Here is a 23,990-nt window from a genome sequence, read left to right as displayed (position 1 = left end):
CCGGCGATGGCGGTCGCCATGAGGAGCGCGGCCCGGCATTGAGCGCGGACGGGCGGCGGCTGCTGTTTGCCCGTCAGCAGGGCCGTGGTGCCGGCTGGGACCTGTTCGTGGCCACGCTGGACGCGCAGGGCGCGCGAGGGGCGGCGACGGCGTTGCAGGCCTTGAACAGCGCTGCCGATGAAACCGATGGCGACTGGCTGGGCAGCGCAGGCGCGGTGGCCTTCAGCCGTGGCAGCGGTGACACCTCGCAGGTCTGGACCAGCGGTTGCGCGTGGACGGGCGCTGCGCTGCAGCCGTTGGGGTTGTCGTTCAACCAGGCCAGCGGCTGGACCGGCGCGCCGGTGGTCGACAACGCCAAGCCGGGCGAAATGATGGTGGCCAGCAGCGCGGCGAAGTCGCCACGCGCCGGTGGCGTGGACGTGTACCGGCTGGCCGTGCCGAAGGTGGTGGCAGTGGCGGAGTGCGTGCGGTAGATCCACGCCATGCGTGGATGATCGTTTGGAAGGTGCCGACCGGCTCCCTCCGGTAGGTGCCGACCGCCCCCTCCGGTAGGTGCCGACCTTGGTCGGCACAGAAACAAAACCGCCAACCAAGGTTGGCGACTACCAGTAGATCCACGCCATGCGTGGATGATGGTTCGGTGGAGGCCGACCGCCCCCTCCGGTAGGTGCCGACCTTGGTCGGCACAGAAACAAAACCGCCAACCAAGGTTGGCGACTACCAGAACACCAGATCAGCGCGACAGCACCTTCGCGCGCTGCTGCTCGTATTCCACTTCGCTGAGCTGACCGTTGTCCTTGCGCCGGTTCAGTGCGGCCAGTTCGGCCTGCACGCTCTCCGGCATGGCCTGCTCGCGGGCAACCTGGGCGGCAGCGGAAAGCTGCTCGGGCGGGCGCCTGGCGGCACGCCAGGCAGCGACGAACACGCCGACGATGATGGCCCCGAACACCAACGTACCGGTGCCCCAGATCAACCATTGCATCCAACCCATTTCAGGTCCCATCGCGTGTTCCTCCGTCCGTCGTGGGCGCTATTGTCAGCGCTCGCGCAGCCAACGCGCCACCTGCGGCGCGAAATAGGTCAGCACGCCATCGGCGCCGGCACGCTTGAAGCCCAGCAGCGATTCCAGCACGCAGGCGCGCTCGTCCAGCCAGCCGTTGGCGAACGCCGCCTTCATCATCGCGTACTCGCCGCTGACCTGGTAGGCGAAGGTCGGCACACCGAAGGTCTCCTTCACCCGCCGCACCAGGTCCAGGTACGGCATGCCCGGCTTGACCATCACCATGTCCGCGCCCTCTTCCAGGTCCAGCGCGATCTCGCGCATCGCCTCGTCACCGTTGGCCGGGTCCATCTGGTAGGTCTTCTTGTCGGCCTTGCCGAGGCTGGCCGCGCTGCCCACCGCGTCACGGAACGGGCCGTAGAACGCCGAGGCGTACTTGGCCGAGTAGGCCATGATGCGCACGTTGAGATGGTGGTCGGCATCCAGCGCACGGCGGATCGCACCGATACGGCCATCCATCATGTCCGAGGGCGAAATGATGTCCGCGCCCGCGTCGGCGTGCGACAGCGACTGCTTGACCAGCGCTTCGACGGTGATGTCGTTGAGCACGTAGCCCTTGTCATCGATGATGCCGTCCTGGCCGTGCGTGGTGTACGGATCCAGGGCAACGTCGGTCATCACCCCCAGCTCCGGGAAACGCGACTTCAGCGCGCGGATCGCACGCTGCGCCAGGCCGTCCTCGGCCCACGCCGCAGATGCGTCCAGCGACTTCTGCGAGGCGTCCAGCACCGGGAACAGATCGATCACCGGGATGCCGAGTTCCAGCGCTTCCTCGGCCACCTTCAGCAGTTCTTCGATCGACAGGCGCTCCACGCCGGGCATCGACGGCACCGCAACGCGGCCAGCCGGTTCGTGCACGAACACCGGATAGATCAGGTCGTCGGTGGTCAGCGTGTTCTCGCGCATCAGGCGGCGCGAGAATTCGTCATGGCGCATGCGCCGCGGGCGGTAATGGGGATGAGGCATGGCAGGCTCCGAGGAGTGGCTATTGCAACAGGTAGCCCTGCGGCAGCAGGGGTTCGGGCAACGGGCGTTCGCCGAGGGCATCGAGCTGGTCGATCTCGATGGTGCGCACCAGCGCGTCCAGCGGCAGGTCGTTCGGCTCCAGGCCGAACGGGTCTTCCATTTCTTCACCCAGCTGGTCCAGGCCGAAGAAGGCATAGGCCAGCACCGCCGACAGCACCGGCGTGGCCCAGCCCAGCGAACTGGCCAGGCCGAACGGTAGCAGTACGCAGAACATCCATGCGCAGCGGTGCAGCAGCAGGGTGTAGGCGAACGGCAGCGGGGTGGTGAGGATGCGCTCGCAGCCGGCCTGGATCGAGGACATCGCGTGCAGGCGCTCTTCCAGCTGGACGTAAAGAATGGAATCGAGCGTGCCTTCGCGACGGGCCTGGGCCAGTTCGGCGGCGATCATCGCCAGCAGCGCATCGGGCACGCTCTCGCGCTGGGCGAGCTGCCCGCGCTGTTCCTCGTCCAGCCATGGCACCGCGGCCAGCGCCACGTCGCGGGCGCGCAGGCGCGCGGCCAGTGCATAGGCAAAAGCGGTGGTCAGGTAGCTGATGCGCTGGCGGCGTGGCGCATCGTCGGCCAGCAGTACCTGTACCTGCCGCGCCAGCGAACGCGATTCGAACACCAGTTGGCCCCACAGCTTGCGACCCTCCCACCAGCGGTCGTAGCAGGCGCTGTTGCGGAAGCTGAGGAAGATCGACAGGACCAGGCCGAGCAGGGTGAACGGGGTGACCGAGACGCGCTCGATGCCGACCGGCGGCGCCAGTTCCACCACCGCGGCGACCGCGATGGAGAGGGTGAGGATGGCCAGCACCTTGGGCGCGATCGCCGGGACGATGGAGCCACGCAGGATGTACAGCAGTTGCCAGCCGTGGGGACGGGAACGAATGATCATGGGAGCAGCCGCGCGGCGCGCGGTTCGACAGGCACGCGGGGGGCTCGCGCAGCCGCCCATTCTACTCCCTGCCCGGCCAGCGGCCGTGTCCCTGCGACGCCCTGTCGCACCGGCCGGGGCCGGCTCAGATCACGCCGCCACCCAGCCCCAGGCGCAGGATGCCGACCACCACCACGATGCCGTTCAGGATCAGCCCGGTCCAGGCCCGGCCGCGCTTGCTGGGGTGGGTGAACAGGATGCCGAGCGCGGCGATGATCGCGCCGACCGCAGCAAACGGGATCAGGAACCAGTTGCCCCAGCCCAGCAGCGGTATCAACGCCAGGATCATCCACAACAGGGCCAGTACGCCCCACAACAGACTGATCACACCCATAGCGCGCTCCCGTGGTTGTTCGTGCTCCCAACCATAGCCGTTCCCGGCAGCGCCGCCTACCGCCGTTGCCGTCAACCTCACCGGCGCCGTGCTAGCGTGCGGCCATGGGTCGAGCCCCGATGTTGGCGCCGATTCAGAGTGCCCGGCTGATGATCCGAACCAGTCCTACAGGGGTATACGCCATGAACATCCGTTGGGTCGCCTTGGCGGCCATGCTGCTGACCGTTGCCGGTTGCGCCAGCACCTCCAAGGTCATGCTGGGCCGCGCCCGTGCGCCGATCGATCCGGCCCAGGTGCAGATCTATTCGACGCCGCCCGCCGGTTCGCAGGAAATCGCCCAGCTGGAGTCGTCTTCGGCGGTGGGCTTCGGCACGCAGGGCCAGACCGATGCCGCCGTGGCGCGCCTGAAGCGCGAAGCGGCTGCGCTCGGTGCCAACGGCGTGATCCTGATGGGCGTGGGCAGCAGTGGCTCACCGGTCGGCATGTCGGTGGGTGCCGGCAGTTACGGCTCACACGTGGGCGGTGGCGTGGGCATCGGCATACCGACCACGCAGAAACGCGCGGCCGGCGTGGCGATCTGGGTGCCGAATCCGGCGCCGCCGGCACGCCTGCCGACGCAGACGATCACCCCGCAACCGCAGCGGTGACCCGCACGGGTCACCGCGGGTAGCGCCGGGCCATGCCCGGCGTCTCTTCCCTTCCGCTGCGCTCGCCGGGCGTGGCCCGGCGCTACCGTTACTTCTTCTGGTACTTCGGCACGAACACCTGGTTCACCGCTTCGGCCAACTGGTCCGGCGGCAACAGGCCCTGGTCGAGCAGGAAGTTGTTGAACGCCAGGCGGTCGAACTTCGCGCCCAGTGCCAGCTCGGTCTGCATGCGCAGTTCGAGGATGCGGGTGTAGCCGTAGAAGTAGCTGCCCGCCTGGCCCGGCATGCGCACCATGTAGCGGTCCAGTTCCTGGGTGGCCATCGCCTTGGACAGACCCACCTGCTCGATCAGCACGCGTTCGCCGTTGGCACGGTCGGTCAGGCCGAGATTGAGCATTGGGTCGAGCATTGCGCGGGCGGCACGCAGCAGGCGGAACTGCAGCGCGATCATCTGCCCGTCCAGCGGTTCGTACGGCACCATCTCCGCTTCGGCGTACAGCGCCCAGCCTTCCACGTTCACCGAATTGAACGCGAACATCGTGCGCGCCAGCGACACGCCGCGCTCGACCATCGCGGTGAACTGCAGTTCGTGGCCCGGGCGGCCTTCATGCGCGCTCAGCGTCCAGGCCGCCGAACCGAAGTTGAAGTCGTCGTACTGCGCGCCCGCACCGGCCGCCGGGTTGCCCAGCGGCAGCACGAAGGTGCCCTGCTGCCCGGTGTTGTTGACCAGCGGCGCAGGCAGGAAATGCGGTGCCGGGCTGGCAGCGCTTTCGGCGGCCGAGCCCAGGCGCATCTGCATCGCACGCTGCGGCACATCGACAATGCGATGTTCGCGGATCAGCGGATCGATGGCATCGATCACCTTGCGGTAATGGCCTTCAAGCTGGTCATCGGCGATCTTCTCGCCCTTCAGCGCGCGGATCACCGCCACCGGGTCGCTCGGATCACTGACCTTCAGGCCCTTCTCTTTCGCCACCAGCGGGGCCAGCTGGCGCATCGCCGAGCGCGTTTCCATGAACTCCAGCTGCGCGCGCTGCATCAGCAGCTTCGGGTCGATATCAATGCCGACCTGCTTGAGCTGATACGCGTACAGCGGGGCCGGCAGGCGCGCATCGGCACGTGCCTTCGGCAGCACCTCCTTGCGGGTCCATGCGGCGTAGTCCTTCATCTGTGCGGCGAGCGCCTTCATCGCCTCGTCGGCACCAGCAACCTGGTACTTCTTCAGCAGCGACTCGATACCGGTGATGTAGGTCTCGACGTTGTCCAGCGACTGCTGCACTTCGATCTTCGTCGGCTGCAGCAGCGTGCTGTCCTTCAACCGCTCTTCGTAGTGCTGGCGGGCCAGCGTGGTGAACGCGGTGCCACCCGGCTGCAGGCCCGCGTAGGCCTTGAGGCGATCGACCGCCTTGGCCCGGCGCTCGGCCGGCACCTGGTCGGACAGCAGCAGGTTGAGGCCGCTGAACACGCTCTGCGGCGCATCGCGCCACGGCAGCAGGTACTTCTGGTTGAGCTCGCTGCCTTCGATGTTCTGGTTGGCGGCGGCGATCATGATCTCCAGGTCCTGGCGGACGTTGGGATCCTTCTCGCTGGCCAGCTTCGCCTTCAGCTCGTCGCGGGCCTTGGCCATCGCGGCGCGGTAGCGCCGGTCGTTGTCCGGGCCGAGGTCGGCGACCTTGTCGTCGTAGCCGGGCACGCCGAAGAAGCCGGTTTCCTCGGGCTGGAACGGGCCCTGGGCATCCAGCAGGATCTGCGCCAGCGCGTTGCTGCGCGCGACCCAGGCCGGGCTGGCCGGCGTAGAGGCCTTGGCGGCCGGTGCGGCCAGGGCCGGTGGGGCCGACAGCAGCGGGGCGGCGGTCAGGGCCAGGGCGATGGCAAGCGCGATCGGCTTCATGGAGCACTCCAGGACAGGGTTGCCCGCACCCTACGCGCTCATGGCGGTGGCGACAATCGCCCGGAGGTCACGCCCTCTACAGCGCGACCGTCAGCGCACAGTCTCCGCGCGCGCGACAGGCCTGCAGTTCGCATTCGCCGGCCGCTTCGGCATCATCCAGCGCGCTCAGGTCGAAGGTCTGCTTGTCTTCGGCCAGCACGTACATCACCGGGTAATCCCACACGTCGTCGCTGCGGGTGCCCTTCACGAACAGGCGGCCATGCGCATGCGGTCCTTCCAGCGCCACGGTCAGGCCGACATCGCGCTCGCCGTTGATGGCGGTCTGCATGCTGCCCAGCGGCAGCGTGCCGGCCTGCAGCGGTTCGCCGAACACCTGCACCAGTTCGACGCTGCAGCCGGCGCGACGCATCGCCTCGCGCATCGGCGCACTGTCGTGCGCGGCCTCGGTCCAGCGCAGCACACTCCAGGCGATGGCACCGCCGAGGGCGGCCAGGAACAGCAGCACCGCCAGCGGCATCGCCCAGCGCCAATGCCGGCACCACCAGCCGGAGGCCAGGTTGGAGGGAGCAGGAATCGGCGGCGGCAGGGTCATGGGCGGGCTCCTTCCCGGATGATGATCAAGGCTTCAGGCAACGTCCCAGGAAGGCTTCGGCAACGCGGTAGCGATGCAGTGCGTCGGCACCGGACAGGCCGTGCTTGGCACCCGGATAGGTCATCAGTTCAAACGGCTGGCCACGCTTCTGCAGCGCGCTCATCAGGCTGGTCGAATTGGTGAACAGCACGTTGTCGTCGGCCATGCCGTGGATCAGCAGCAGCGGCGAGCGCAGGCCCTCGATGTGGGTCAGCACGCGTGCTTCGCGGTAGCCCGCATCGTTGCGCGCCGGCAGGTCCATGTAGCGCTCGGTGTAGTGGCTGTCGTACAGGCCCCAATCGGTGACCGGTGCGCCGGCCACACCGCAGGCATAGCTGTCCGACGCCTTGGCCAGCAGCATCAGGGTCATGTAGCCGCCGTTGGACCAGCCCTGCACGCCGATGCGCGCCGGGTCCACCCACGGCTGCTGCTTCAACCACGCCACGCCACGCAGCTGGTCGGCCACTTCCACCGTGCCCTGCTTGCCATACAGCGCGCCACCGAAATCACGGCCACGACGCGGGGTGCCGCGGTTGTCCAGCGAGAACACTACGTAGCCCTGCTGGGCCAGGTACTGGTTGAACAAATGGTCGCCACGGCCGGGCCAGCTGTCGGTGACGGTCTGGCTGGCCGGGCCGCCATACACGTACACCGCCACCGGGTAGCGCTTGGCCGGATCGAAGCCGGCCGGCTTGATCACGCTGTAGTTCAGCGGCGTCTTGCCGTCGGCGGCAGTCAGCGTGCCGAATTCGACCGGGCGCTGCGCCTCGCGGTAGCGCGCATACGGATGCTTGGGATCGGCCAGATCGTTCTCGACCAAGGTGGCGATCTTCTCGCCATTGGCGCGGAACAGTTCGATCTGCGGCGGGGTGCTGTTGTTGGACCAGCTGTCCACGTACACGCTGGCGTTGCGCGCGAAACTGGCGCTGTGCATGCCGGGCGCCTTCGACAGGCGCTGCGGCTGGCCGCCCTGCAGCGGGACGGCGTAGATCTGGCTTTCGCGCGCCGATTCGATGCCGGCACGGAAATACGCCAGGCCGGCCTTTTCATCGACCGCCAGCAGTTCATCGACCGACCAGTTGCCGTGGGTCAGCGCGGTGGCCTTGCCCTTGCTGTCGATGCGGTACAGATGCTGGAAACCGGTGCGCTCGGACGACCACAGGATGCTGCCGTCGTCGAGGAAACGCAGGCTGTTGTGCAGCGGCACCCAGGTCGGGCTGGTTTCGTGGGCCAGCACACGCTGCTGGTTCGAGGCCAGGGTGACTTCCACCAGGTCCAGCTTCTTCTGGTCGCGCGACTGGCGCTGGAAACTCAGGTGCTGCGGATCGCGCCAGTCGACGCGGGCCAGGTAGATGTCCTGCTCCTTGCCGAGGTCGATCCACTGCGTCTGCGCCTGTTCCGCCGGCGAGATCACGCCGAGCTTCACCTGCACGTTGGCATCGCCCGCGGCCGGATAGCGCTGTTCGATCACATCGGTGCGGTCGGCATAGACTTCATAGCGCTTCTGCACCGGCACCGGGCTTTCATCGATGCGGGCGTAGGCGATGGCCGAATCGTCCGGCGCCCACCAGTAGCCGGTATGGCGGTCCATCTCCTCGTCGGCGACGAATTCGGCGATACCGTTGCCGATGGTGGTGCTGCCATCAGCGGTCAGCTGCATCTGCCTGCCGCTGGCCAGGTCGATCACCCACAGGTTGCGGCCGCGGATGAAGCTGACGAAGCCGCCCTTGGGCGACAGCTTGGCGTCGGTGGCAAAGCCTTCGCCGTGGGTCAGCTGGCGCACTGCCGCCTTGCCTTCCTGCTTGAGGTCGTACAGGTACAGTTCGCCGCCCAGCGGGAACAGCAGGCGCTGCGCGTCCGGCGACCACTGGTAATCGACGATGCCGGTCATCGCGGCGATGCGCTGGCGCTCGCGGCGGGCCTTTTCTTCGTCACTGAGGGTTTCGGTGCCCGGCAGCACCACCTTCGAATCGACCAGCAGTCGGGTCTGGCCGCTGCCGATGTCGTAGCTCCACAGGTCCAGCTGGTTGCGGTCGCTGTCCTTGCCGCGCAGGAAGGTCACGCGCGAGCCGTCCGGCGCCACCTTCGGCTTCATCAGGGTCGGGCCGGACAACGGCAATGGGCCGGTGATGGCTTCCAGAGTGAGTTTTTCAGCGTGGGCGACGGTAGCGGTGGCGAGCATGAGGGCGAGCGAGGCGAACAGATGGCGCATGGAGGATCCCGGCAAACGGCAGGTCCGTCACCGCGGCGGGCGCGGGACGGTCAGCCTCCATCCTAACCAAGCCGGTGCGGGAAGACAGCATGACCTTCTGCCCATGATGTCTTCCCATAATGAGTGCCGACCAACGGTCGGCACCCACCGTGCCGGGTCAGCGCTTGCCGAACAGGTGCTTGCGCTCTTCGTCGCTGAGCGGCTTGCCAGCGTCCGGGTTCACCTGCGTGCGCAGCGCATAGGCGCGCTGGGTGGCCGGACGGGCGGCGATGGCCTGGTGCCAGCGCTTGAGGTTCGGGAACGCGTCGAAGTCGGCCGGCAGCTTGTCGTAGGCGCCAACCCACGGGTAGCTGGCCATGTCGGCGATGGTGTAGTCCGCGCCGGCCAGGAAGGCGTGCTCGGCCAGGCGCTTGTCCATCACCCCGTGCAGGCGGCGCACTTCATTGTCGTAGCGCTCGATCGCGTACGGGATCTTCTCCGGCGCGTACACGTTGAAATGGCCCATCTGCCCGCTCATCGGGCCCAGCCCGGCCATCTGCCAGAACAGCCATTCCAGGGTGGTGACGCGGCCACGCGGATCGGCCGGCAGGAAGCGGCCGGTCTTCTCGGCCAGGTACAGCAGGATCGCGCCGGACTCGAACACGCTCTGCGGGGCGCCGCCGTCGGCCGGGGCGTGGTCAACGATGGCCGGCATCTTGTTGTTGGGGGAAATGGCCAGGAATTCCGGCTTGAACTGGTCGCCCGAGCCGATGTTGACCGGGTGGATGCGGTACTCCAGGCCGGCTTCTTCCAGCAGCAGGGTCACTTTGTGGCCGTTCGGGGTAGGCCAGTAATACAGGTCGATCATGGCGGCGGCTCTGGGGTACGGAAAGGAACCTGAAGTCTAGTGCGTGCGTTGGCTTGGCACCGTCATGGCGGGCCGGTAACCTCGCCTCTCCCCCGAAACGCAGCATCCTCCGCATGAGTGCAAACCGTCCGCTACTGTCCCCGCTGTCCAGCCTGATCTTCGCTACCCGCTGGCTGCAGCTGCCGCTGTACCTGGGTTTGATCGTTGCCCAGTGCGTTTACGTGTTCCTGTTCGGCAAGGAACTGTGGCACCTGATCTCGCACTCGGTGTCGATGGGCGAGCAGCAGATCATGCTGATCGTGCTGGGCCTGATCGACGTGGTGATGATCTCCAACCTGCTGGTGATGGTGATCGTCGGCGGCTATGAAACCTTCGTCTCGCGCCTGCGCCTGGAGGGCCACCCGGACCAGCCGGAATGGCTGAGCCACGTCAACGCCAGCGTGCTGAAGGTAAAGCTGGCGATGGCGATCATCGGCATCTCCTCGATCCACCTGTTGAAGACGTTCATTGCAGCCAGCCCGCTGAACGGCCTGCCGCTGTGCAAGCCGGAACAATGGGCGGCGGCGGCTTCGTCGGCATCGGCCAGCTTCTACAACGCCGGCCCCGATACCTGCACGACCCTGACCCCCGATGGCGTGCTGTGGCAGACCATCATCCACTGCGTGTTCATCCTGTCGGCGATCGGCATTGCCTGGACCGACAAGCTGATGTCCAACAGCCATAGCAAGGCTGCCGCGCACTGACGCCAACGCCGGTGGCGGCACGACTGCCGCCGCCGGCTCCGTTCCCGGCCCTTGTACGCATGGGTGGCCGGGATGCTAGATTGCACCCTCGCTGCAGGCGACGGTGACGCTGGGAAACGTCCCCCGCCACGCCCGGACCTTCGGTCCCGGCCATGCGTATCTACGTTTTTCGTAACGTCGTCTTCTTAGAGGGGAGCAGGATGTCGCACGTCGCAATGATCGCTGCCGCGCGCCGGTGGATGCCGGTCGCTCTGGCATTGGCCCTGGCTGCCTGCTCGGGCAAGGAAGAAGCACCGGCTCCGGCCGCGCCGGCTGGCGCCGCCCCCGTCGCTGCGGCGCCAGCCGCACCGGCCGTGGCCGCCAAGGTGCAGTCGATGGGCACCGAACAGCTGCGCGAATCGGCCAGCCAGGCACTGCGCGAGAACCGCATGTACGCCCCGGCCGGCGACAACGCCATCGAGTATTACCTGGCACTGCGTGACAAGACGCCGGACGACGCCTCGGTGAAGAGCGCGCTGACCGACCTGCTGCCCTACACCCTGATCGCCGCCGAGCAGCACCTGGGCCGCGAAGATTTCGCCGAAGCGCAGCGGCTGGTCGCCCTGATCGAAAAGGTCGACGCCTCGGCTCCGGCCCTGCCGCGCCTGAAGGAAGGCCTGAGCAAGGGCGTGCAGGTTGCGGCCAAGCGCACCGAAGACGAGACCGAGAAGGTCAAGAAGGACGCTGAAGACCGCACCAAGCAGCTGGCCGAGCAGCAGCGCCTGACCGAACAGCGCGCCAAGGAAGCCGAGGCGGCCAAGCAGATTGCCGCGCAGCAGGATGTTGCCCGTCGTGACAGCGAGCGCCAGGAAGCCGAGCGCCAGGCCGCCGCCCGCCGCGATGCCGAGCAGAAGCAGCAGCAGGCCGCGGCGCAGCAGGCCAACGCCGCCCGCCAGGCAGCGACCGCCGCCGCGCCAAGCCTGCGCCCGGTCAGCACGCCGGCACCGCGTTACCCTGCCGACGCGCTGCGTTCGGGCACTTCCGGCGAAGTACTTGTGGAAATCACCGTCGGCACCGACGGCTCGGTGACCAATGCGCGCGTGCTGCGTGCAACGCCCTCGCGCGTCTTTGATCGCGAAGCACTCAACGCGGTCAAGCGCTGGCGCTTTGAGCCGGTCAATGCCCCGGTCACCACCCGCCGCACGCTGGTGTTCGCACCGGGCGGCTGATGCCCAAGGCGGTAGCGCCGGGCCGCGCCCGGCGGATCTGGAGCAAGGCCCGGCATGTCCGGGCTTTGTTCGTTTCAGGCTGCGCCGTCGATCAACCGTTGCAGCGTCGGATCGCGTGCCGCCAGCACCTGGAACAGACCCAATGCGTGCAGTCCGGGCAGCAGACTGCGCAGATCGGCTTCGGCAGCGGCACGGGTGGCGGAGTCACCGGCCGGATCCTGCCAGTCGCGGACGCTGGCGAGGAAGGCGCCGACACTGCCCTTGCGCACGGTGAGACCGTTCACCTGCACGTCGTTCTGGTGATCGGGAAGGATGTCCTGCGGTTGCATGGCGTGCTCCTAGGGAATGGACGACCAGTGTCGACGCTCGCTTCCGACCGTTCTGCCGTATAACTGCCAATCGATATGGCAGAACAGACAGTCCAGACACCCCTGATCGATCCTGCACTGGCTGATGCCAGCGCGGGGCCCGCCCTGCTCGGCACGCAGTTGGCGATGCCGGGTTCACGCCGCACCGCCCGCCACCAGCACGCGCGCGGGCAACTGCTGGGCGCCCACACGGGCCTGCTGCGGATCGAGGCGGGCGACATCCACTGGCTGCTTCCGGCCGGACACGTGGCATGGCTTCCGCCGCAGCACCCGCATGCGCTGTCCAGCATCGGCAGCTTCGATGGCTGGAGCCTGTACTTCAGCAGGGAAGCCTGCGCAGGCTTGCCCACCACACCACGCATCTTCCAGCCCAGCGACCTGCTGCAGGTGGCAGTGCCGCGGGCACTGCAATGGTCCGGGCAGGCGTTGGATGCGGTACAACAGCGCCTGGCTGGGGTGATCATCGATGAAATCGCCGCCGGCACGCCATTGCCGCTGGCCCTGCAGCAACCCAGCGACCGCCGCCTGCGTCGCATCGCCTCGGCCCTGGCGCGCGCGCCGCATGACACCCGCAGCGTCGAGGACTGGGCCGCAGCGAGCGGCCTGTCCAGTCGCAGCCTCGCCCGCCGCTGGCAGGCCGAGACCAACATGACCCTGACCCACTGGCGGCAGCGCCTGCGCGTGCTGCTGGCGCTGCCGCAATTGCTGGCCGGCGAACCGGTCACCACCGTCGCACTGTCATTGGGCTACGACACGCCCAGCTCTTTCATCGCCGTGTTCAAGCGCGAGATGGGAGTGACGCCGGCGCGGTATGGGGACGGAAACGCCTCACTGCGCTGACATGAACAAGGCCCGGGGGATGACCGGGCCTCGTTCTGCATCCGCCGGGCATGGCCCGGCGCTACCGGTTCCGCTCAGCCGGAAATCGCCAGCCGTTCGTTGTGGTAACGGCGCACCGCAGCGAGCCACAGCACCGCGGCCAGACCCAGGCTTGCGCCAAGGTAGACCGCCCAGATCGTGGGGCTGATCGCCTCATGGCGGATCACCTTCAGCAGCATCTGGTTCTGCGACAGGAACGGCACCGCGTACTGCCACAGCTCGCTCTTCACCGGGTAGGCCATCAGCGCGTAGCCGGGCAGCATCGGCAGCAGCACCAGCCAGGTCATGTGGCTCTGCGCTTCCTTCATGCTCTTGGCGGCGGCCGAGAGGAAGGTCAGCAGCGAGGTGCCGATCAGCAGCATCGGCACCATCACCAGCAGCATCTGCAGCATCGAGCCGATGTTCATGTTGAGCTGCCGGCCGACATTGCCGGGCGCGATCTGCGCACTGGCCTTGAACGCGATCAACGTCAGCAGCAACGAGGCGAAGCCGACCACGCAGGCGGCGGCGATCTTGCCGCTGACGATGGCACTGCGCGAACCCGGGGTCGCCAGCAGCGGCTCAAGTGATTGCCGCTCGCGCTCACCGGCGGTGGCATCCATCACCAGATAGGCGCCACCGATGAACGAGGTCAGCGTCAGCAGTACCGGCAGCAGCATCGACAGCATCATGCCGCGCTTGGCCTCGGCACTGGCCATGTCCTGGGTGGCCACATCCAGCGGCCGCGCGACCTGTGCGTCGACGCCACGTGCCATCAGCCGCAGCGCACCGACTTGGCCGTTGTACGTCGCCAGGGCCGCCTGCAGGCGGGCGCTGGGTACCTCGGCGGCGCGCCGGGTGCTGTCACGGATCACTTCCACCAGTGCGGGCTTGCCGTTGGCCCAGTCCTTGCCGAAATCGGGGCTGATGCGCAGGGCCACGTCGATCTCCTGCGAGCGGATCGCCTCGGCCAGATCCTTCGGCGCCGGCGCGGTGTTCAACCCCTGCGCCGCCAGGAAAACCACCAGGTTCGGCGCATTCTCGGCACCGATGGTCGGGATCTGCAGCGGCTGTTCAATCTGGATGCGCACACGGCTTTCGGCCAGCTTGCCCATGCCCAGGATCAGCAGCGGGTACAGCAGTGGACCAAACAGCAGGGTCAGCATCAGGGTGCGGCGGTCACGCGAGAGGTCGCGCAGTTCCTTGCGCATCACCGTCATCATGGTCGACATCATGCTCATGCGTGCAGGCCCTCTTCGCTGCCGATCAGTTTCACGAACGCATCTTCCAGGTTGGGTTCGCCGGACTGCGCACGCAGTTCATCGGCGCTGCCGGCGGCCATCACCGTGCCCTTGGCGATGATCACGATGTGGTCACACAGCGCACCGACCTCCTGCATGATGTGGCTGGACAGGATCACGCAGCGCCCTTCCTCGCGCAGGCCCAGCAGGAAGCGGCGAAGTGCGCGGGTGGTCATCACGTCCAGGCCGTTGGTGGGTTCGTCGAGGATCACGTTGCGCGGATCGTGCACCAGCGCGCGGGCAATGGCGGTCTTGGTGCGCTGGCCCTGCGAGAAGCCATCGGTCTGGCGGTCGAGGATGTCGCCCATGTCCAGCGCATGCGACAGCACTTCGATGCGTTCGCGGATGCGCGACGCGGACAGGCCATGCAGCTCGCCGAAGTAAGCGATGTTCTCGCGCGCGGTCAGCCGCTTGTAGACGCCTCGCGCGTCGGGCAGTACGCCGAGATGGCGACGTACTTCCACCGGATTGCGGGCTGCGTCGATGCCATCGACGGTGATGCTGCCTTCATCCGGCGTCATCAGCGTGTACAGCATGCGCATGGTGGTGGTCTTGCCGGCGCCGTTCGGACCGAGCAGGCCGGTGATGCGCCCATCCTCGGCGCGGAAGCCGACATCGGCCACGGCCTGGATACGGCCGGTGCGGGTATTGAAGGCCTTGTGCAGGTTGTCGGCGACGATCATGGGGCCCATCCGTTGAACGAGGTGAACGCCGGCACGTAGCTCAGCGTGTCCAGGCAGCTGGCATCCAGCGCCTTGGCATCGGTGGTGTCGATGAACTGGCCGAGCAGGCGCGGCATGCAACCGGCGGCCAGGGTGCCGTGGCCTTGCCCGCGGGCAACCAGCGCACGTCCCTTCGGCAGCCCCTTGAGCACCTGTTCGGCGTAACGCGGCGGCGTCACCGGGTCCAGCTCGCCGGACAGCAGCAGCACCGGCAGATCACTGCGCAGTGGCGCTGCTGCTGCCGCCGGTGCCGGCTGGTGCGGCCACACCGGGCAGGCGGCAAAGAACGCACGCGCCGCTTCCGGTCCGAACAACGCATCTCCGCTTTCCGCCGGCGCCTGGTAGCGCGGTGCATCTTCGCTGCAGATCACCGACCACTGCATCCCGCGGTTGATCTGGAAATCCATGCTGCGGGTCGCACCGCGTACCAGCGAGGCCAGTGGCGCGTAACGCCCCTGCGCGGCCTCGTCCAGCACCAGTGGCAGCAGCGAGGAATACTGCGGCACGTAGGAGAAGGCGAACGCCAGGCCGACCACGCTGTCCGGGGTCAACACATCCTTGCGCGGCGCATTCGTGCCCGGATCGCGGTACTCGACGGTAACCGGCGTGCGGCGCAGGGTGTCCGCGACGCTGCGCAGCTGTGCGCGGGTATCGACCGGGAAGCGCTTGCTGCAGGCAGCATCCTTGCGGCACTGCGCCGACTGCAGGGTGATGGCGTTGTCGAAGGTATTGGCGAACTCACCCCCTACCACCAGATCGTTAGGTACCACGCCGTCGATGACGATGCTGCGGGTGTGCTGCGGATAGGCAGCCGCATAGCGCTGGGCAACACGAGTGCCATACGAGCCGCCGACCAGGTTGAGCGTGTCGGCGCCCAGCGCCTGGCGTACCGCGTCCAGATCAGCGATGGCCTCGGCGGTGGTATAGAAGCGCGGGTCGGCACGGCCCTTCAGCGACGCAGCGCAGCGTTCGGCGTACTCGCGCAGCAGCGCTTCGCTGGGCGCAGCCTCTTCATCCATCGGCAGCTCCTTGCCATCCGCGCCCAGGCAGCTGAGCGGATTGGAGCCGCCGGTGCCGCGCTGGTCGATCAGGAAGATGTCGCGCTGCTTGCGCACCTGGCGCAATGCCGTATCGACGATGACGGCCACCTCACTGGCCGCCTGGCCGGGGCCGCCGGCCAGGAAGAACACCGGGTCTGGCAGACCGGAACCGCTGTTGCCCGACTCCAGCCAGGCCACGCGCAGGTCGATCCTGCGGCCATCCGGACGGGACCGGTCTTCCGGCACCTGGAAGGTGGCGCACTGCGCCTCGACGTTGGCGCTGGCGCCTTCGGTGGCCAGCGTGCAGGGGCGGAAATCGATCTGGCCGTAGCGGCGGCTGGGCGAATCGCCTGCGCCGTCGGACCCTGCCTGCGGCGGTGCGCTGCAGCCGGCAATCAGCATGCTGGCCAGCAACCCGGCCCGCGCGAAATGGTGTCGTTGCATCGTGCGTGATTCCCCTGGGAATGTTCCTGTCCACCACGACGGTGTGCCGCGGCAGATGTGACCAAACAGATGTGACCCAACTTACACGCGCCGGGCGCTGGCGGCGACAGGCGGATGTCCTAGGCCGGCGTCGGCACCGCCACCAGGCGGTTGCGGCCCTCGGCCTTGGCCCGGTACAGGGCGGTGTCGGCCAGCGCGATCAAGCCGGAAAGATCGGTCCGGCCATCGTCCAGCACCAGTCCGATGCTGGCGGTCACCGCCACCGGACCGGTATCGAGCAGGGCCGGACGCTGCTGCAGCCCCTGGCGGATCGCGTCGGCCAGCGCTGTCGCCTCGTTGCCGCTGCTGCCAGGCAGCAGCAACAGGAACTCCTCGCCCCCATAGCGGCTGAGCAGATGCACGCGGCCGATCGCGCAGCGCTGCAGCACCCCGGTGAAATGCTGCAGCACGTGGTCACCCGCCAGATGACCCCAGCGATCGTTGACCTGCTTGAAATGATCCACATCCAGCAACAGCAGCGCCAACGGCGTACCGTGCCGGCGCGCCTGTTCCAGCTGCAGCTGCCCATCCGCCAGCACCGCGCTGCGATTGAGCAGGCCGGTAAGACCATCGATCCGCGCAGCCCGGCGCAGTTCCACCAGCATGCGTTCGACCAGCAGCAGCACCAGAGCGAAGCAACGGGCCAACTCCAGCATTACCCCGGCCAGGTAGGTCACGAACATCGGCGTGCCGGTGCGCATGATGTCCTCGCCGGCACCGGGCGCCACGGGCAGGAACAGGCGCACCACGTACAGCAGGCCCTCGGCGAGGAATACCGCAGCGGCCAGCCTGCAGCTGGTGCGCTGCTGTGGCGGGGCTTGGCGCAGCAGCAGCCAGGCGATCCAGCCGTCGATGATCGCAGCGAACACACTGAATACATGCAGGCGCACGACCAGGTTCGGCCACGGCACCAGGAACAGGAAGATGCCGGCCATGAACGCAGCTACCAGCAACAGCGGTCGCCATACCGGCAGGGGTTGGTCCAGATGCAGGGCCATGCCACGCAGCAGCAGCACCGCGCAGGCAGCCATCGCTGCGTTGCCGGCCAGAATCGCCGGCACCTGCGGCAGGTAGGGACGCAGCGCCAGCAGGGTCACCCCCAGGGTCAGGGCCCACAGGCTGAGCGTCCACAGCCGCAGCACCGGTTGCCCGCGCAACACCACCAGCAGCAACGAGAACCCCAGCGCGATGCCCACGCAGAGCAGGAAGCCAAGCACGGCGACGGTGGGGAAATCCAGGGACATGCGGCGCTGCAGGAAGGGCGGCGCGCGCATCTTAGCGCCTTGCGGCGGCCGCACGGACCGTTGCACCTGGGCAGGGCCAGGCGAGCCATCGAATCCGGTGGCGGAAAACGGCGAGCACGCGGCCCATGGCGCCGACAGAATGCGCGGAAATCCGGGAGACACTCCATGCATTCGTGGCAACTCAGTGGCATCGACCACCAGCCGTTCGAAGCGCTTTTCGAAACCAGCGACGACACCTTGGCCGCACGGGGAATCGTGCGGCGACGCGCCGGCGACAGTGGTGGCTACCCCTGCAGGGTCAGCCTGACCGACGCGCCTGCGGGTGCGGAACTGCTTCTGCTGCCATACACACACTTGGCCTCGCATTCGCCCTACCGCGCCTCGGGCCCGATCTTCGTGCAGCGTGGTGCCACCCGCTGCGTGCTGCCGGCAGGCGTGGTACCTGCCTACGTGCACCGTCGGCTGATGTCAGTGCGTGCCTATGACAGCGCGGACTTCATGCTGAGCGGCTTGGTATGCCAGGGCAACGAGGTTGCTGCGCACCTGGACCGGTTATTCGCCGATGCGACGGTGGCCTTCGTGCAACTGCACAACGCAGGGCATGGATGCTTTTCGTGCCAGGTGGATCGGGCAGGAAATCAACGGTCGTGAAGGTACGCACGAACGTGATCGTTGCCGCGATGCAGGCGTGACCGCCAACGCATTCGTTCAGTGTGGCGTGAAGCCTGCGGGAAGGGCTTCACACGCGCAGTCACGGATCGGCATCGACGAGGTTTCGCGCTGTGCATTGCCGCTCGATACTCGCGGCGGTACCGCTCATCGTCCGTCGCGCGGCACAGCGCGGGTACAGCGGTCACCGCTCTCTTCGACGACCACAAGGATGCGCCATGTCTCTGCGATACACCCCCTTGCTGTTGGCTACCGTCTTCGTTGGCGCCGGTGTTGGCGTTGCCGGCAACGCGGCCGCACACGGCACGATGATCACCCCGGTCAGCCGCGTCTATGCCTGTTTCCAGGGCAACCCGGAAAACCCCACCAACCCGGCCTGCGCGGCCGCCAAGGCAGTGGCCGGTTCGCAGGCGTTCTACGACTGGAACGGCATCAACCAGGCCAACGCCAACGGCAACCACCAGGCCGTGGTGCCCGACGGCAAGCTGTGCAGCGGCAACAACCCGACTTTCCGCGGCCTGGACCTGGATCGCAGTGACTGGCAGACCACGCCGATCCAGCCCGATGCGAACGGCAGGTTCACCTTCGTGTTCAAGGCCACCGCCCCGCATGCCACGCGTGACTGGAAGTTCTTCGTCACCCGCGCCGGCTGGCAGCCGGGCAGCCCGCTGCGCTGGGCCGACCTGCAGGAATTCTGCTCGCTGGGCAATACGCCGCTGTCGGCCGATGGCACCTACAAGCTGCAATGCACGCTGCCGCAGCGCAGCGGCCAGCATGTGATCTACAACACCTGGCAGCGCTCGGATTCGACCGAAGCGTTCTACACCTGCATGGATGTGCGCTTTGAAGGCGGCGGCGGTACCACGCCGGTACCGCAGTGGCAGGATGCCGGGCCGGTCACCGCGCGTACCGAGCTGCCGGTCGGCACCACGTTGGCGCTGCGTGTGTTCAATGCCAACGGCAACGATGTGGAACGTGTGGAAGCCACGCTCGCCGCAGGCCAGACCGCGCCAGCGCAGTGGCCGCTGGCGCTGGCCCGCAAGGTCAATGCCAGTGCCCAGCATGCGCGCGTGGGGGTGCTCAGCAACGGCGCGATCACGCCGATCGCCTCGGCCACCGACAACCGCGTGTACCTGAAGGACGGCAACCGCTTCCAGCTGGACACGAAGGTGCCGGACCCGGGCACGCCGTCGCCCGGCGGCGACTTCGACCATGTGTATCCGGCCGGCATCGGCAGCTACGTACCCGGGCAGACCGTGGTGAAGAGCAGCGACGGCAAGCTCTACGCCTGCCGCCCGTTCCCGGAAGGTGCGTGGTGCAACGTCAATGCCGAGGCGTACCGGCCGGGCGTGGGCTCGGCGTGGCGCGATGCCTGGGTGCCGTACTGAGTGAGTGAGAGATGGAGCGGGAGCGGCGCGCACGTGCCGCCCCGCTTCTGCAATCGGGCAGATGCAGACCCGCGGGTACAACATGAAGTGTTAACCCGTTCGCGCAGGCAATGCACATTGCGTCGCAACCTGCAGCTTTTCGGAATCGTTGAATGGATGGCGCTGTGCATCGTGTGGAGACTCGCTGGTCCTTCCACCGTTCACAGGATCCCCACCATGCAACCGCTCAATCGACTCGCTCTCGCGATGACTGCCATCGCCGGCCTGGGCGTCTCTGCCAGTGCGCTGGCACACGGCACCATGTCCAAACCCAGCAGCCGGGTCTATGCCTGCTACCAGGGCAATCCGGAGAACCCGACCAATCCGGCGTGCGCCGCCGCAAAAGCGATCGGCGGTGCACAGCCCTTCTATGACTGGTCCGGCATCAACCAGGCCAATGCCAACGGCAATCACCAGGCCGTGGTGCCGGACGGACAGTTGTGCAGCGGTGGCAACAGCAAGTACCGCGGCCTGGATCTGGATCGGTCCGACTGGTCGACCACCCCGATCCGCGCCGATGGCAACGGCCGCTACACCTTTGAATTTCTTGCGCCCGCCCCGCATGCCACCCGTGACTGGAAGTTCTATGTGACGCGCGAAGGATGGCAGCCAGGTTCGCCCGTGGGCTGGTCGGATCTGCAGGAGTTCTGCACCTTGGGCAACGTGCCGCTGTCGGAAGGTGGTGTCTACAAGCTGGATTGCCCGTTGCCCCAGCGCACCGGCCAGCATCTGATCTACAACACCTGGCAGCGCTCGGATTCGGCCGAGGCGTTCTACACCTGCATGGACGTGCGTTTCGAGGGTGGCGGTGGTGTAACGCCGCCGCCGCAATGGCACGATGCCGGCCCTGTCACCGCGCGCGGAGCCCTGGATGCGGGTACGACCCTCACCCTGCGCGTGTTCAACGCGAACGGCAATGATCTGGAACGCATCGACACCACGCTGACCACTGGCCAGACGCTGCCAACGCAGTGGCCGCTGACGTTGGCCCGTGCGGTCAATGCAGGCGCGCGGCATGCCCGCATCGGCCTGCTGGAGAATGGTGTGATCACGCCGATTGCCTCAGCAACGGCGAACCGCGTCTACCTGGCGCAGGGGCATCGGTTCCAGCTGGATACGAAGGTGCCCGATCCGGTGCAGCCGCCGGGCGACTTCGATTTCATCTATCCGGCCGGCATCGGCAGCTACGTGCCCGGGCAGACCGTGGTGAAGAGCAGCGACGGCAAGCTCTACGCCTGCCGCCCGTTCCCGGAAGGCGCGTGGTGCAACGTCAATGCCGAGGCGTACCGGCCGGGCGTGGGCTCGGCCTGGCGCGATGCCTGGGTGCCGTACTGAGGCATGGTCCAGGGGCGGCCGGGTGCCGCCTCCGGTTCATGAGGTTGCCGGCCAGCGGCCGGCACTACCCGGGTTCGTGGGGTTGCCGGCCAGCGGCCGGCACTACCCTTGGGTTTACTTGCTGCTGACGTACTTCTCGCGGCGGATCTGCGGATTGCCCAGGCCCGCCGCCTTCAGCGCTTCGGCGCAGGCGTCGACCATGTCCGGGTTACCGCACAGGTAGGCGATGTCGGTGGCCGGGTCCGGCGTGAATTCCGCCAGCGCCTGCTGCACGTAGCCATGGTGTACATCCGGGTGCGGCTCGGCCGGCGGTTCCCGCGACAGGCACGGCACATACCGGAAGTTCGGGTGCTTTTCGGCGAAGCTGTAGAAGTCTTCGCTGTACAGCAGCTCGCCCGGGCTGCGTGCACCCTGCAGCAGGACCACCTGCACGCCGCGCTCGGCCATCGCCGTTGCCAGCAACGGCAGCATCGAGCGGTACGGGGTGACGCCGGTACCGGTGGCAATCAGCAGGTAGCGGCCGTTGTGGTCGCCCGGATTCAGGCAGAACCGACCGTAGGGGCCGGACGCGCTGACCTGGCCGCCGATGTCCAGCGCCTCGAACAGGGCCGTGGCGGCGCCGCCGGGGACGAAGCTGACCGCGATATCCACCGCCTCGCCCGGGCCCAGCGCGTGATCGTGGATGGTCGCCAGCGAATAGCTGCGCTTGGTTTCGGTGCCATCGGCGTAGCTGAAATGGACCTGGATGAACTGGCCGGGCTGGAAATCCAGCGGCTGGCCGTCGTCACGCACGAACTGGTAATGGCCGATGGAGGGCGCCAGCATGCGGCGGTCGACCAGTTTGATGGGGAATTGGACAGGCACGACTTTTCGGGACAGTGTGTAGCCGGGGCAAGCCCTCGGGGTCTTCTATAATAGACCTTCCCCGCCCCTCTCCAGCGCCAGCCCATGGGCGCGAAGGCTTCGAGCTTGGCTTCCCAGAACGATACGGCGCCCGCCCTGCGCGTGCGCGACCTGCGTAAAACCTATGACAACGGCACCCAGGCCCTGAAAGGGGTCTCGCTGGAAGTGGCCCCGGGCGATTTCTTCGCCCTGCTGGGCCCGAACGGCGCCGGCAAGTCCACCCTGATCGGCATCATCAGCTCCTTGGTCAACCTCAGCGAGGGCCAGGTGGAGGTGTTCGGCAGCGACCTGGTGCGCAACCGCAGCGCCACCATGCGCCTGATCGGGCTGGTGCCGCAGGAGATCAACTTCAACTTGTTCGAAAAGCCCTTCGACATCCTGGTGAACTACGCCGGTTTCTACGGCGTGCCGCGCGCGGAAGCCGAGCAGATGGCCGAGGTCGAGCTCAAGCGCGCCCACCTGTGGGAGAAGGCGCAGGTGATGAGCCGCACCCTGTCCGGTGGCATGAAGCGCCGGCTGATGATCGCCCGCGCGATGATGACCCGGCCGCGCCTGCTGATCCTGGACGAACCGACTGCCGGCGTGGACATCGAGATCCGCCGCGACATGTGGCGGGTGCTGAAGGAGATCAACGCCGCCGGCACTACGATCATCCTGACCACCCACTACCTGGAAGAGGCCGAGCACCTGTGCCGCAACCTGGCCATCATCGACCATGGCCAGATCGTCACCCAGGGCCCGATGCGCGAACTGCTGGCCAAGCTTGATGTGGAAGGCTTCCTGCTGGACATCGACGGCGCCCTGCCCGCGCAGCTGCCGGTGATCGAGGGTGCGACCCTGATCGCCACCGACAGCCACACGCTGGACATCGACATGCCGCGCGCGATGGATCTGAACCGCGTGTTCGAAGCACTGAACGCAGCGGGCATCCGCGTGCGTTCGATGCGTACCAAGAGCAACCGCCTGGAGGAACTGTTCGTGCGCCTCACCGGCAACCAGGAGACGTCCGCATGAGCAGCACCCCGACCCCGGTCCTGACCGACGGCCAGCGCAACCGCATCGCACTGATGACCATCGTGCGCCGCGAAGTCGCCCGCATCATGCGCATCTGGGGCCAGACCCTGGTGCCGCCGGCGATCACCATGACCCTGTACTTCCTGATCTTCGGCGGCCTGATCGGTTCGCGCGTGGGCGACATGGGCGGCTACACCTACATGCAGTTCATCGTGCCGGGCCTGGTGATGATGAGCGTTATCCAGAACAGTTACGGCAACATCAGTTCGTCATTCTTCGGCGCCAAGTTCGGCCGCCACGTGGAAGAACTGCTGGTCAGCCCGATGCCGAACTGGGTGATCCTGTGGGGCTACGTGGCCGGTGCGGTGCTGCGCGGCCTGATGGTCGGCGTGATCGTGCTGATCATCGCGATGTTCTTCACCCCGGTGCGCATTCCGCATCCGCTGGTGACCCTGACCACGGTGATCCTGGGCGCGACGATCTTCTCGCTGGCCGGCTTCATCAACGCGGTGTATGCGAAGAAGTTCGACGACGTGGCAATCGTGCCGACCTTCATCCTGACCCCGCTGACCTACCTGGGCGGCGTGTTCTATTCGGTGAAGCTGCTGCCGCCATGGGCGGAGGCGGCCACGCACGCGAACCCGATCTTCTACATGGTCAACGCGTTCCGCTATGGCCTGCTGGGCAGCAGCGATGTGCCGGTGGTGGTGGCGTATGCGCTGATGATCGGTTTCGTGGTGGTGCTGACGGCGCTGGCGCTGTGGTTGTTGAAGCGTGGCGTAGGCATGCGCAGCTGAGGATGTTCTGCAGGGCCTGCGGCCCTGCACCCGCGGTGGTAGTGCCGGCCGCTGGCCGGCAACGTCAACGTCAACGTCAACGTCAAAAGCGAGCTATCCGTGGGATGGCGGGGTGGGTCCAGTGGCGGGGGACGCCGTGAACCCATCCATGGGGGCTTGGCCGCGGCATCCATGCCGCGGACACCCCCGCCACCGGACCCACCCCGCCTTTGACAGTTTCCCGATGCTGTTGGAACGGCGGTCTTTGCTGCTGTTGGTGGGTGTCGACCTTGGTCGACACGGCAGATCCACGCCATGCGTGGATGGCTGGAGAT

At 67.2% G+C, this 23,990-nt stretch carries 24 protein-coding genes; 10 read left to right on the top strand and 14 right to left on the bottom strand.

Annotated elements, in window-relative coordinates:
* The coding region (locus AC27VL_RS09090; RefSeq protein ID WP_488766084.1) for a TolB-like translocation protein at nt 1-473 on the top strand (473 nt) is incomplete at its 5' end.
* A 260-nt stretch (nt 474-733) separates the two neighbouring features.
* Here the strand turns inward: AC27VL_RS09090 and AC27VL_RS09085 are convergent.
* The 4 genes from AC27VL_RS09085 to AC27VL_RS09070 form a co-directional block, all read right to left on the bottom strand.
* Entirely contained in the window at nt 734-1,003 is a 270-nt protein-coding gene (locus tag AC27VL_RS09085) for a gas vesicle protein GvpG (RefSeq protein ID WP_108265739.1), read from the bottom strand.
* A gap of 33 nt (nt 1,004-1,036) precedes the next feature.
* On the bottom strand, nt 1,037-2,026 hold the full coding sequence (gene hemB, locus AC27VL_RS09080; RefSeq protein WP_100553950.1) for a porphobilinogen synthase: 990 nt from the start codon (nt 2,024-2,026) through the stop codon (nt 1,037-1,039).
* A gap of 19 nt (nt 2,027-2,045) precedes the next feature.
* Nucleotides 2,046-2,963: a bestrophin family protein gene (locus AC27VL_RS09075; RefSeq protein ID WP_488766083.1), complete on the bottom strand. Its 918-nt coding sequence runs from the start codon at nt 2,961-2,963 to the stop codon at nt 2,046-2,048.
* A gap of 124 nt (nt 2,964-3,087) precedes the next feature.
* Entirely contained in the window at nt 3,088-3,336 is a 249-nt protein-coding gene (locus AC27VL_RS09070; protein WP_032952021.1) for a hypothetical protein, read from the bottom strand.
* A 182-nt stretch (nt 3,337-3,518) separates the two neighbouring features.
* On the opposite strand from AC27VL_RS09070, the gene AC27VL_RS09065 reads away from it, so the two are divergent.
* A complete protein-coding gene (locus AC27VL_RS09065) occupies nt 3,519-3,983 on the top strand; it encodes a hypothetical protein (protein WP_089237661.1) in 465 nt (154 codons plus the stop codon).
* 88 nt (nt 3,984-4,071) lie between these two features.
* Here the strand turns inward: AC27VL_RS09065 and AC27VL_RS09060 are convergent, their stop codons facing one another.
* From AC27VL_RS09060 to AC27VL_RS09045, 4 genes are all read right to left on the bottom strand, one after another.
* Nucleotides 4,072-5,874, bottom strand: a complete 1,803-nt coding sequence (locus AC27VL_RS09060) for a DUF885 domain-containing protein (RefSeq protein WP_488766082.1) — start codon at nt 5,872-5,874, stop codon at nt 4,072-4,074.
* 76 nt (nt 5,875-5,950) lie between these two features.
* The gene (locus tag AC27VL_RS09055) at nt 5,951-6,466 is read right to left on the bottom strand and encodes a cytochrome c oxidase assembly factor Coa1 family protein (protein WP_191077638.1); all 516 of its coding nucleotides are present in this window, start codon (nt 6,464-6,466) and stop codon (nt 5,951-5,953) included.
* A gap of 25 nt (nt 6,467-6,491) precedes the next feature.
* Nucleotides 6,492-8,717, bottom strand: a complete 2,226-nt coding sequence (locus AC27VL_RS09050; RefSeq protein WP_488766081.1) for a S9 family peptidase — start codon at nt 8,715-8,717, stop codon at nt 6,492-6,494.
* Nucleotides 8,718-8,874: 157 nt separating this feature from the next.
* Complete coding sequence (locus tag AC27VL_RS09045) at nt 8,875-9,564, bottom strand: glutathione binding-like protein (RefSeq protein WP_180165037.1); 690 nt, start codon at nt 9,562-9,564, stop codon at nt 8,875-8,877.
* Between the two features lie 113 nt (nt 9,565-9,677).
* On the opposite strand from AC27VL_RS09045, the gene AC27VL_RS09040 reads away from it, so the two are divergent.
* A complete protein-coding gene (locus AC27VL_RS09040) occupies nt 9,678-10,307 on the top strand; it encodes a TIGR00645 family protein (RefSeq protein ID WP_100553955.1) in 630 nt (209 codons plus the stop codon).
* 200 nt (nt 10,308-10,507) lie between these two features.
* Nucleotides 10,508-11,515 (top strand): energy transducer TonB, encoded by a 1,008-nt coding sequence (locus AC27VL_RS09035; protein WP_488766080.1) that lies wholly within the window; start codon nt 10,508-10,510, stop codon nt 11,513-11,515.
* 74 nt (nt 11,516-11,589) lie between these two features.
* Here AC27VL_RS09035 and AC27VL_RS09030 read toward each other — a convergent pair whose 3' ends face one another.
* Entirely contained in the window at nt 11,590-11,844 is a 255-nt protein-coding gene (locus tag AC27VL_RS09030) for a hypothetical protein (RefSeq protein WP_180165033.1), read from the bottom strand.
* 75 nt (nt 11,845-11,919) lie between these two features.
* Here AC27VL_RS09030 and AC27VL_RS09025 point away from each other — a divergent pair, with 75 nt between their 5' ends.
* The gene (locus AC27VL_RS09025; protein WP_488766079.1) at nt 11,920-12,723 is read left to right on the top strand and encodes an AraC family transcriptional regulator; all 804 of its coding nucleotides are present in this window, start codon (nt 11,920-11,922) and stop codon (nt 12,721-12,723) included.
* Between the two features lie 74 nt (nt 12,724-12,797).
* Here the strand turns inward: AC27VL_RS09025 and AC27VL_RS09020 are convergent, their stop codons facing one another.
* From AC27VL_RS09020 to AC27VL_RS09005, 4 genes are all read right to left on the bottom strand, one after another.
* Nucleotides 12,798-13,982, bottom strand: coding sequence for an ABC transporter permease (locus AC27VL_RS09020; protein WP_488766078.1), 1,185 nt, complete (start codon nt 13,980-13,982; stop codon nt 12,798-12,800).
* Entirely contained in the window at nt 13,979-14,725 is a 747-nt protein-coding gene (locus AC27VL_RS09015; protein ID WP_100462046.1) for an ABC transporter ATP-binding protein, read from the bottom strand. Before AC27VL_RS09015 ends, AC27VL_RS09020 begins: the two co-directional genes overlap by 4 nt.
* Nucleotides 14,722-16,248: an alpha/beta hydrolase gene (locus AC27VL_RS09010; protein WP_488766077.1), complete on the bottom strand. Its 1,527-nt coding sequence runs from the start codon at nt 16,246-16,248 to the stop codon at nt 14,722-14,724. The genes AC27VL_RS09015 and AC27VL_RS09010 overlap by 4 nt, the downstream gene beginning before the upstream one ends.
* A gap of 119 nt (nt 16,249-16,367) precedes the next feature.
* Nucleotides 16,368-17,561: a GGDEF domain-containing protein gene (locus tag AC27VL_RS09005; RefSeq protein ID WP_488766076.1), complete on the bottom strand. Its 1,194-nt coding sequence runs from the start codon at nt 17,559-17,561 to the stop codon at nt 16,368-16,370.
* A gap of 135 nt (nt 17,562-17,696) precedes the next feature.
* Between AC27VL_RS09005 and AC27VL_RS09000 the strand changes: the two genes are divergently transcribed.
* The 3 genes from AC27VL_RS09000 (at nt 17,697) to AC27VL_RS08990 (ending at nt 20,962) form a co-directional block, all read left to right on the top strand.
* Nucleotides 17,697-18,182 (top strand): DUF1203 domain-containing protein, encoded by a 486-nt coding sequence (locus tag AC27VL_RS09000; protein ID WP_191077630.1) that lies wholly within the window; start codon nt 17,697-17,699, stop codon nt 18,180-18,182.
* Nucleotides 18,183-18,418: 236 nt separating this feature from the next.
* On the top strand, nt 18,419-19,588 hold the full coding sequence (locus tag AC27VL_RS08995) for a lytic polysaccharide monooxygenase (RefSeq protein ID WP_191077629.1): 1,170 nt from the start codon (nt 18,419-18,421) through the stop codon (nt 19,586-19,588).
* 216 nt (nt 19,589-19,804) lie between these two features.
* Nucleotides 19,805-20,962, top strand: coding sequence for a lytic polysaccharide monooxygenase (locus AC27VL_RS08990; RefSeq protein ID WP_100553964.1), 1,158 nt, complete (start codon nt 19,805-19,807; stop codon nt 20,960-20,962).
* Nucleotides 20,963-21,076: 114 nt separating this feature from the next.
* Here the strand turns inward: AC27VL_RS08990 and AC27VL_RS08985 are convergent, their stop codons facing one another.
* On the bottom strand, nt 21,077-21,826 hold the full coding sequence (locus tag AC27VL_RS08985) for a ferredoxin--NADP reductase (protein WP_488766075.1): 750 nt from the start codon (nt 21,824-21,826) through the stop codon (nt 21,077-21,079).
* An 84-nt stretch (nt 21,827-21,910) separates the two neighbouring features.
* On the opposite strand from AC27VL_RS08985, the gene AC27VL_RS08980 reads away from it, so the two are divergent.
* On the top strand, nt 21,911-22,879 hold the full coding sequence (locus tag AC27VL_RS08980; RefSeq protein WP_162291996.1) for an ABC transporter ATP-binding protein: 969 nt from the start codon (nt 21,911-21,913) through the stop codon (nt 22,877-22,879).
* Nucleotides 22,876-23,676, top strand: coding sequence for an ABC transporter permease (locus tag AC27VL_RS08975; RefSeq protein WP_099819852.1), 801 nt, complete (start codon nt 22,876-22,878; stop codon nt 23,674-23,676). Before AC27VL_RS08980 ends, AC27VL_RS08975 begins: the two co-directional genes overlap by 4 nt.
* Nucleotides 23,677-23,990 lie beyond the last annotated feature (314 nt).

It is taken from the genome of Stenotrophomonas sp. 14P6.2.3 (assembly GCF_057799055.1).
This window is presented reverse-complemented; position numbering and strand designations above follow the sequence as displayed.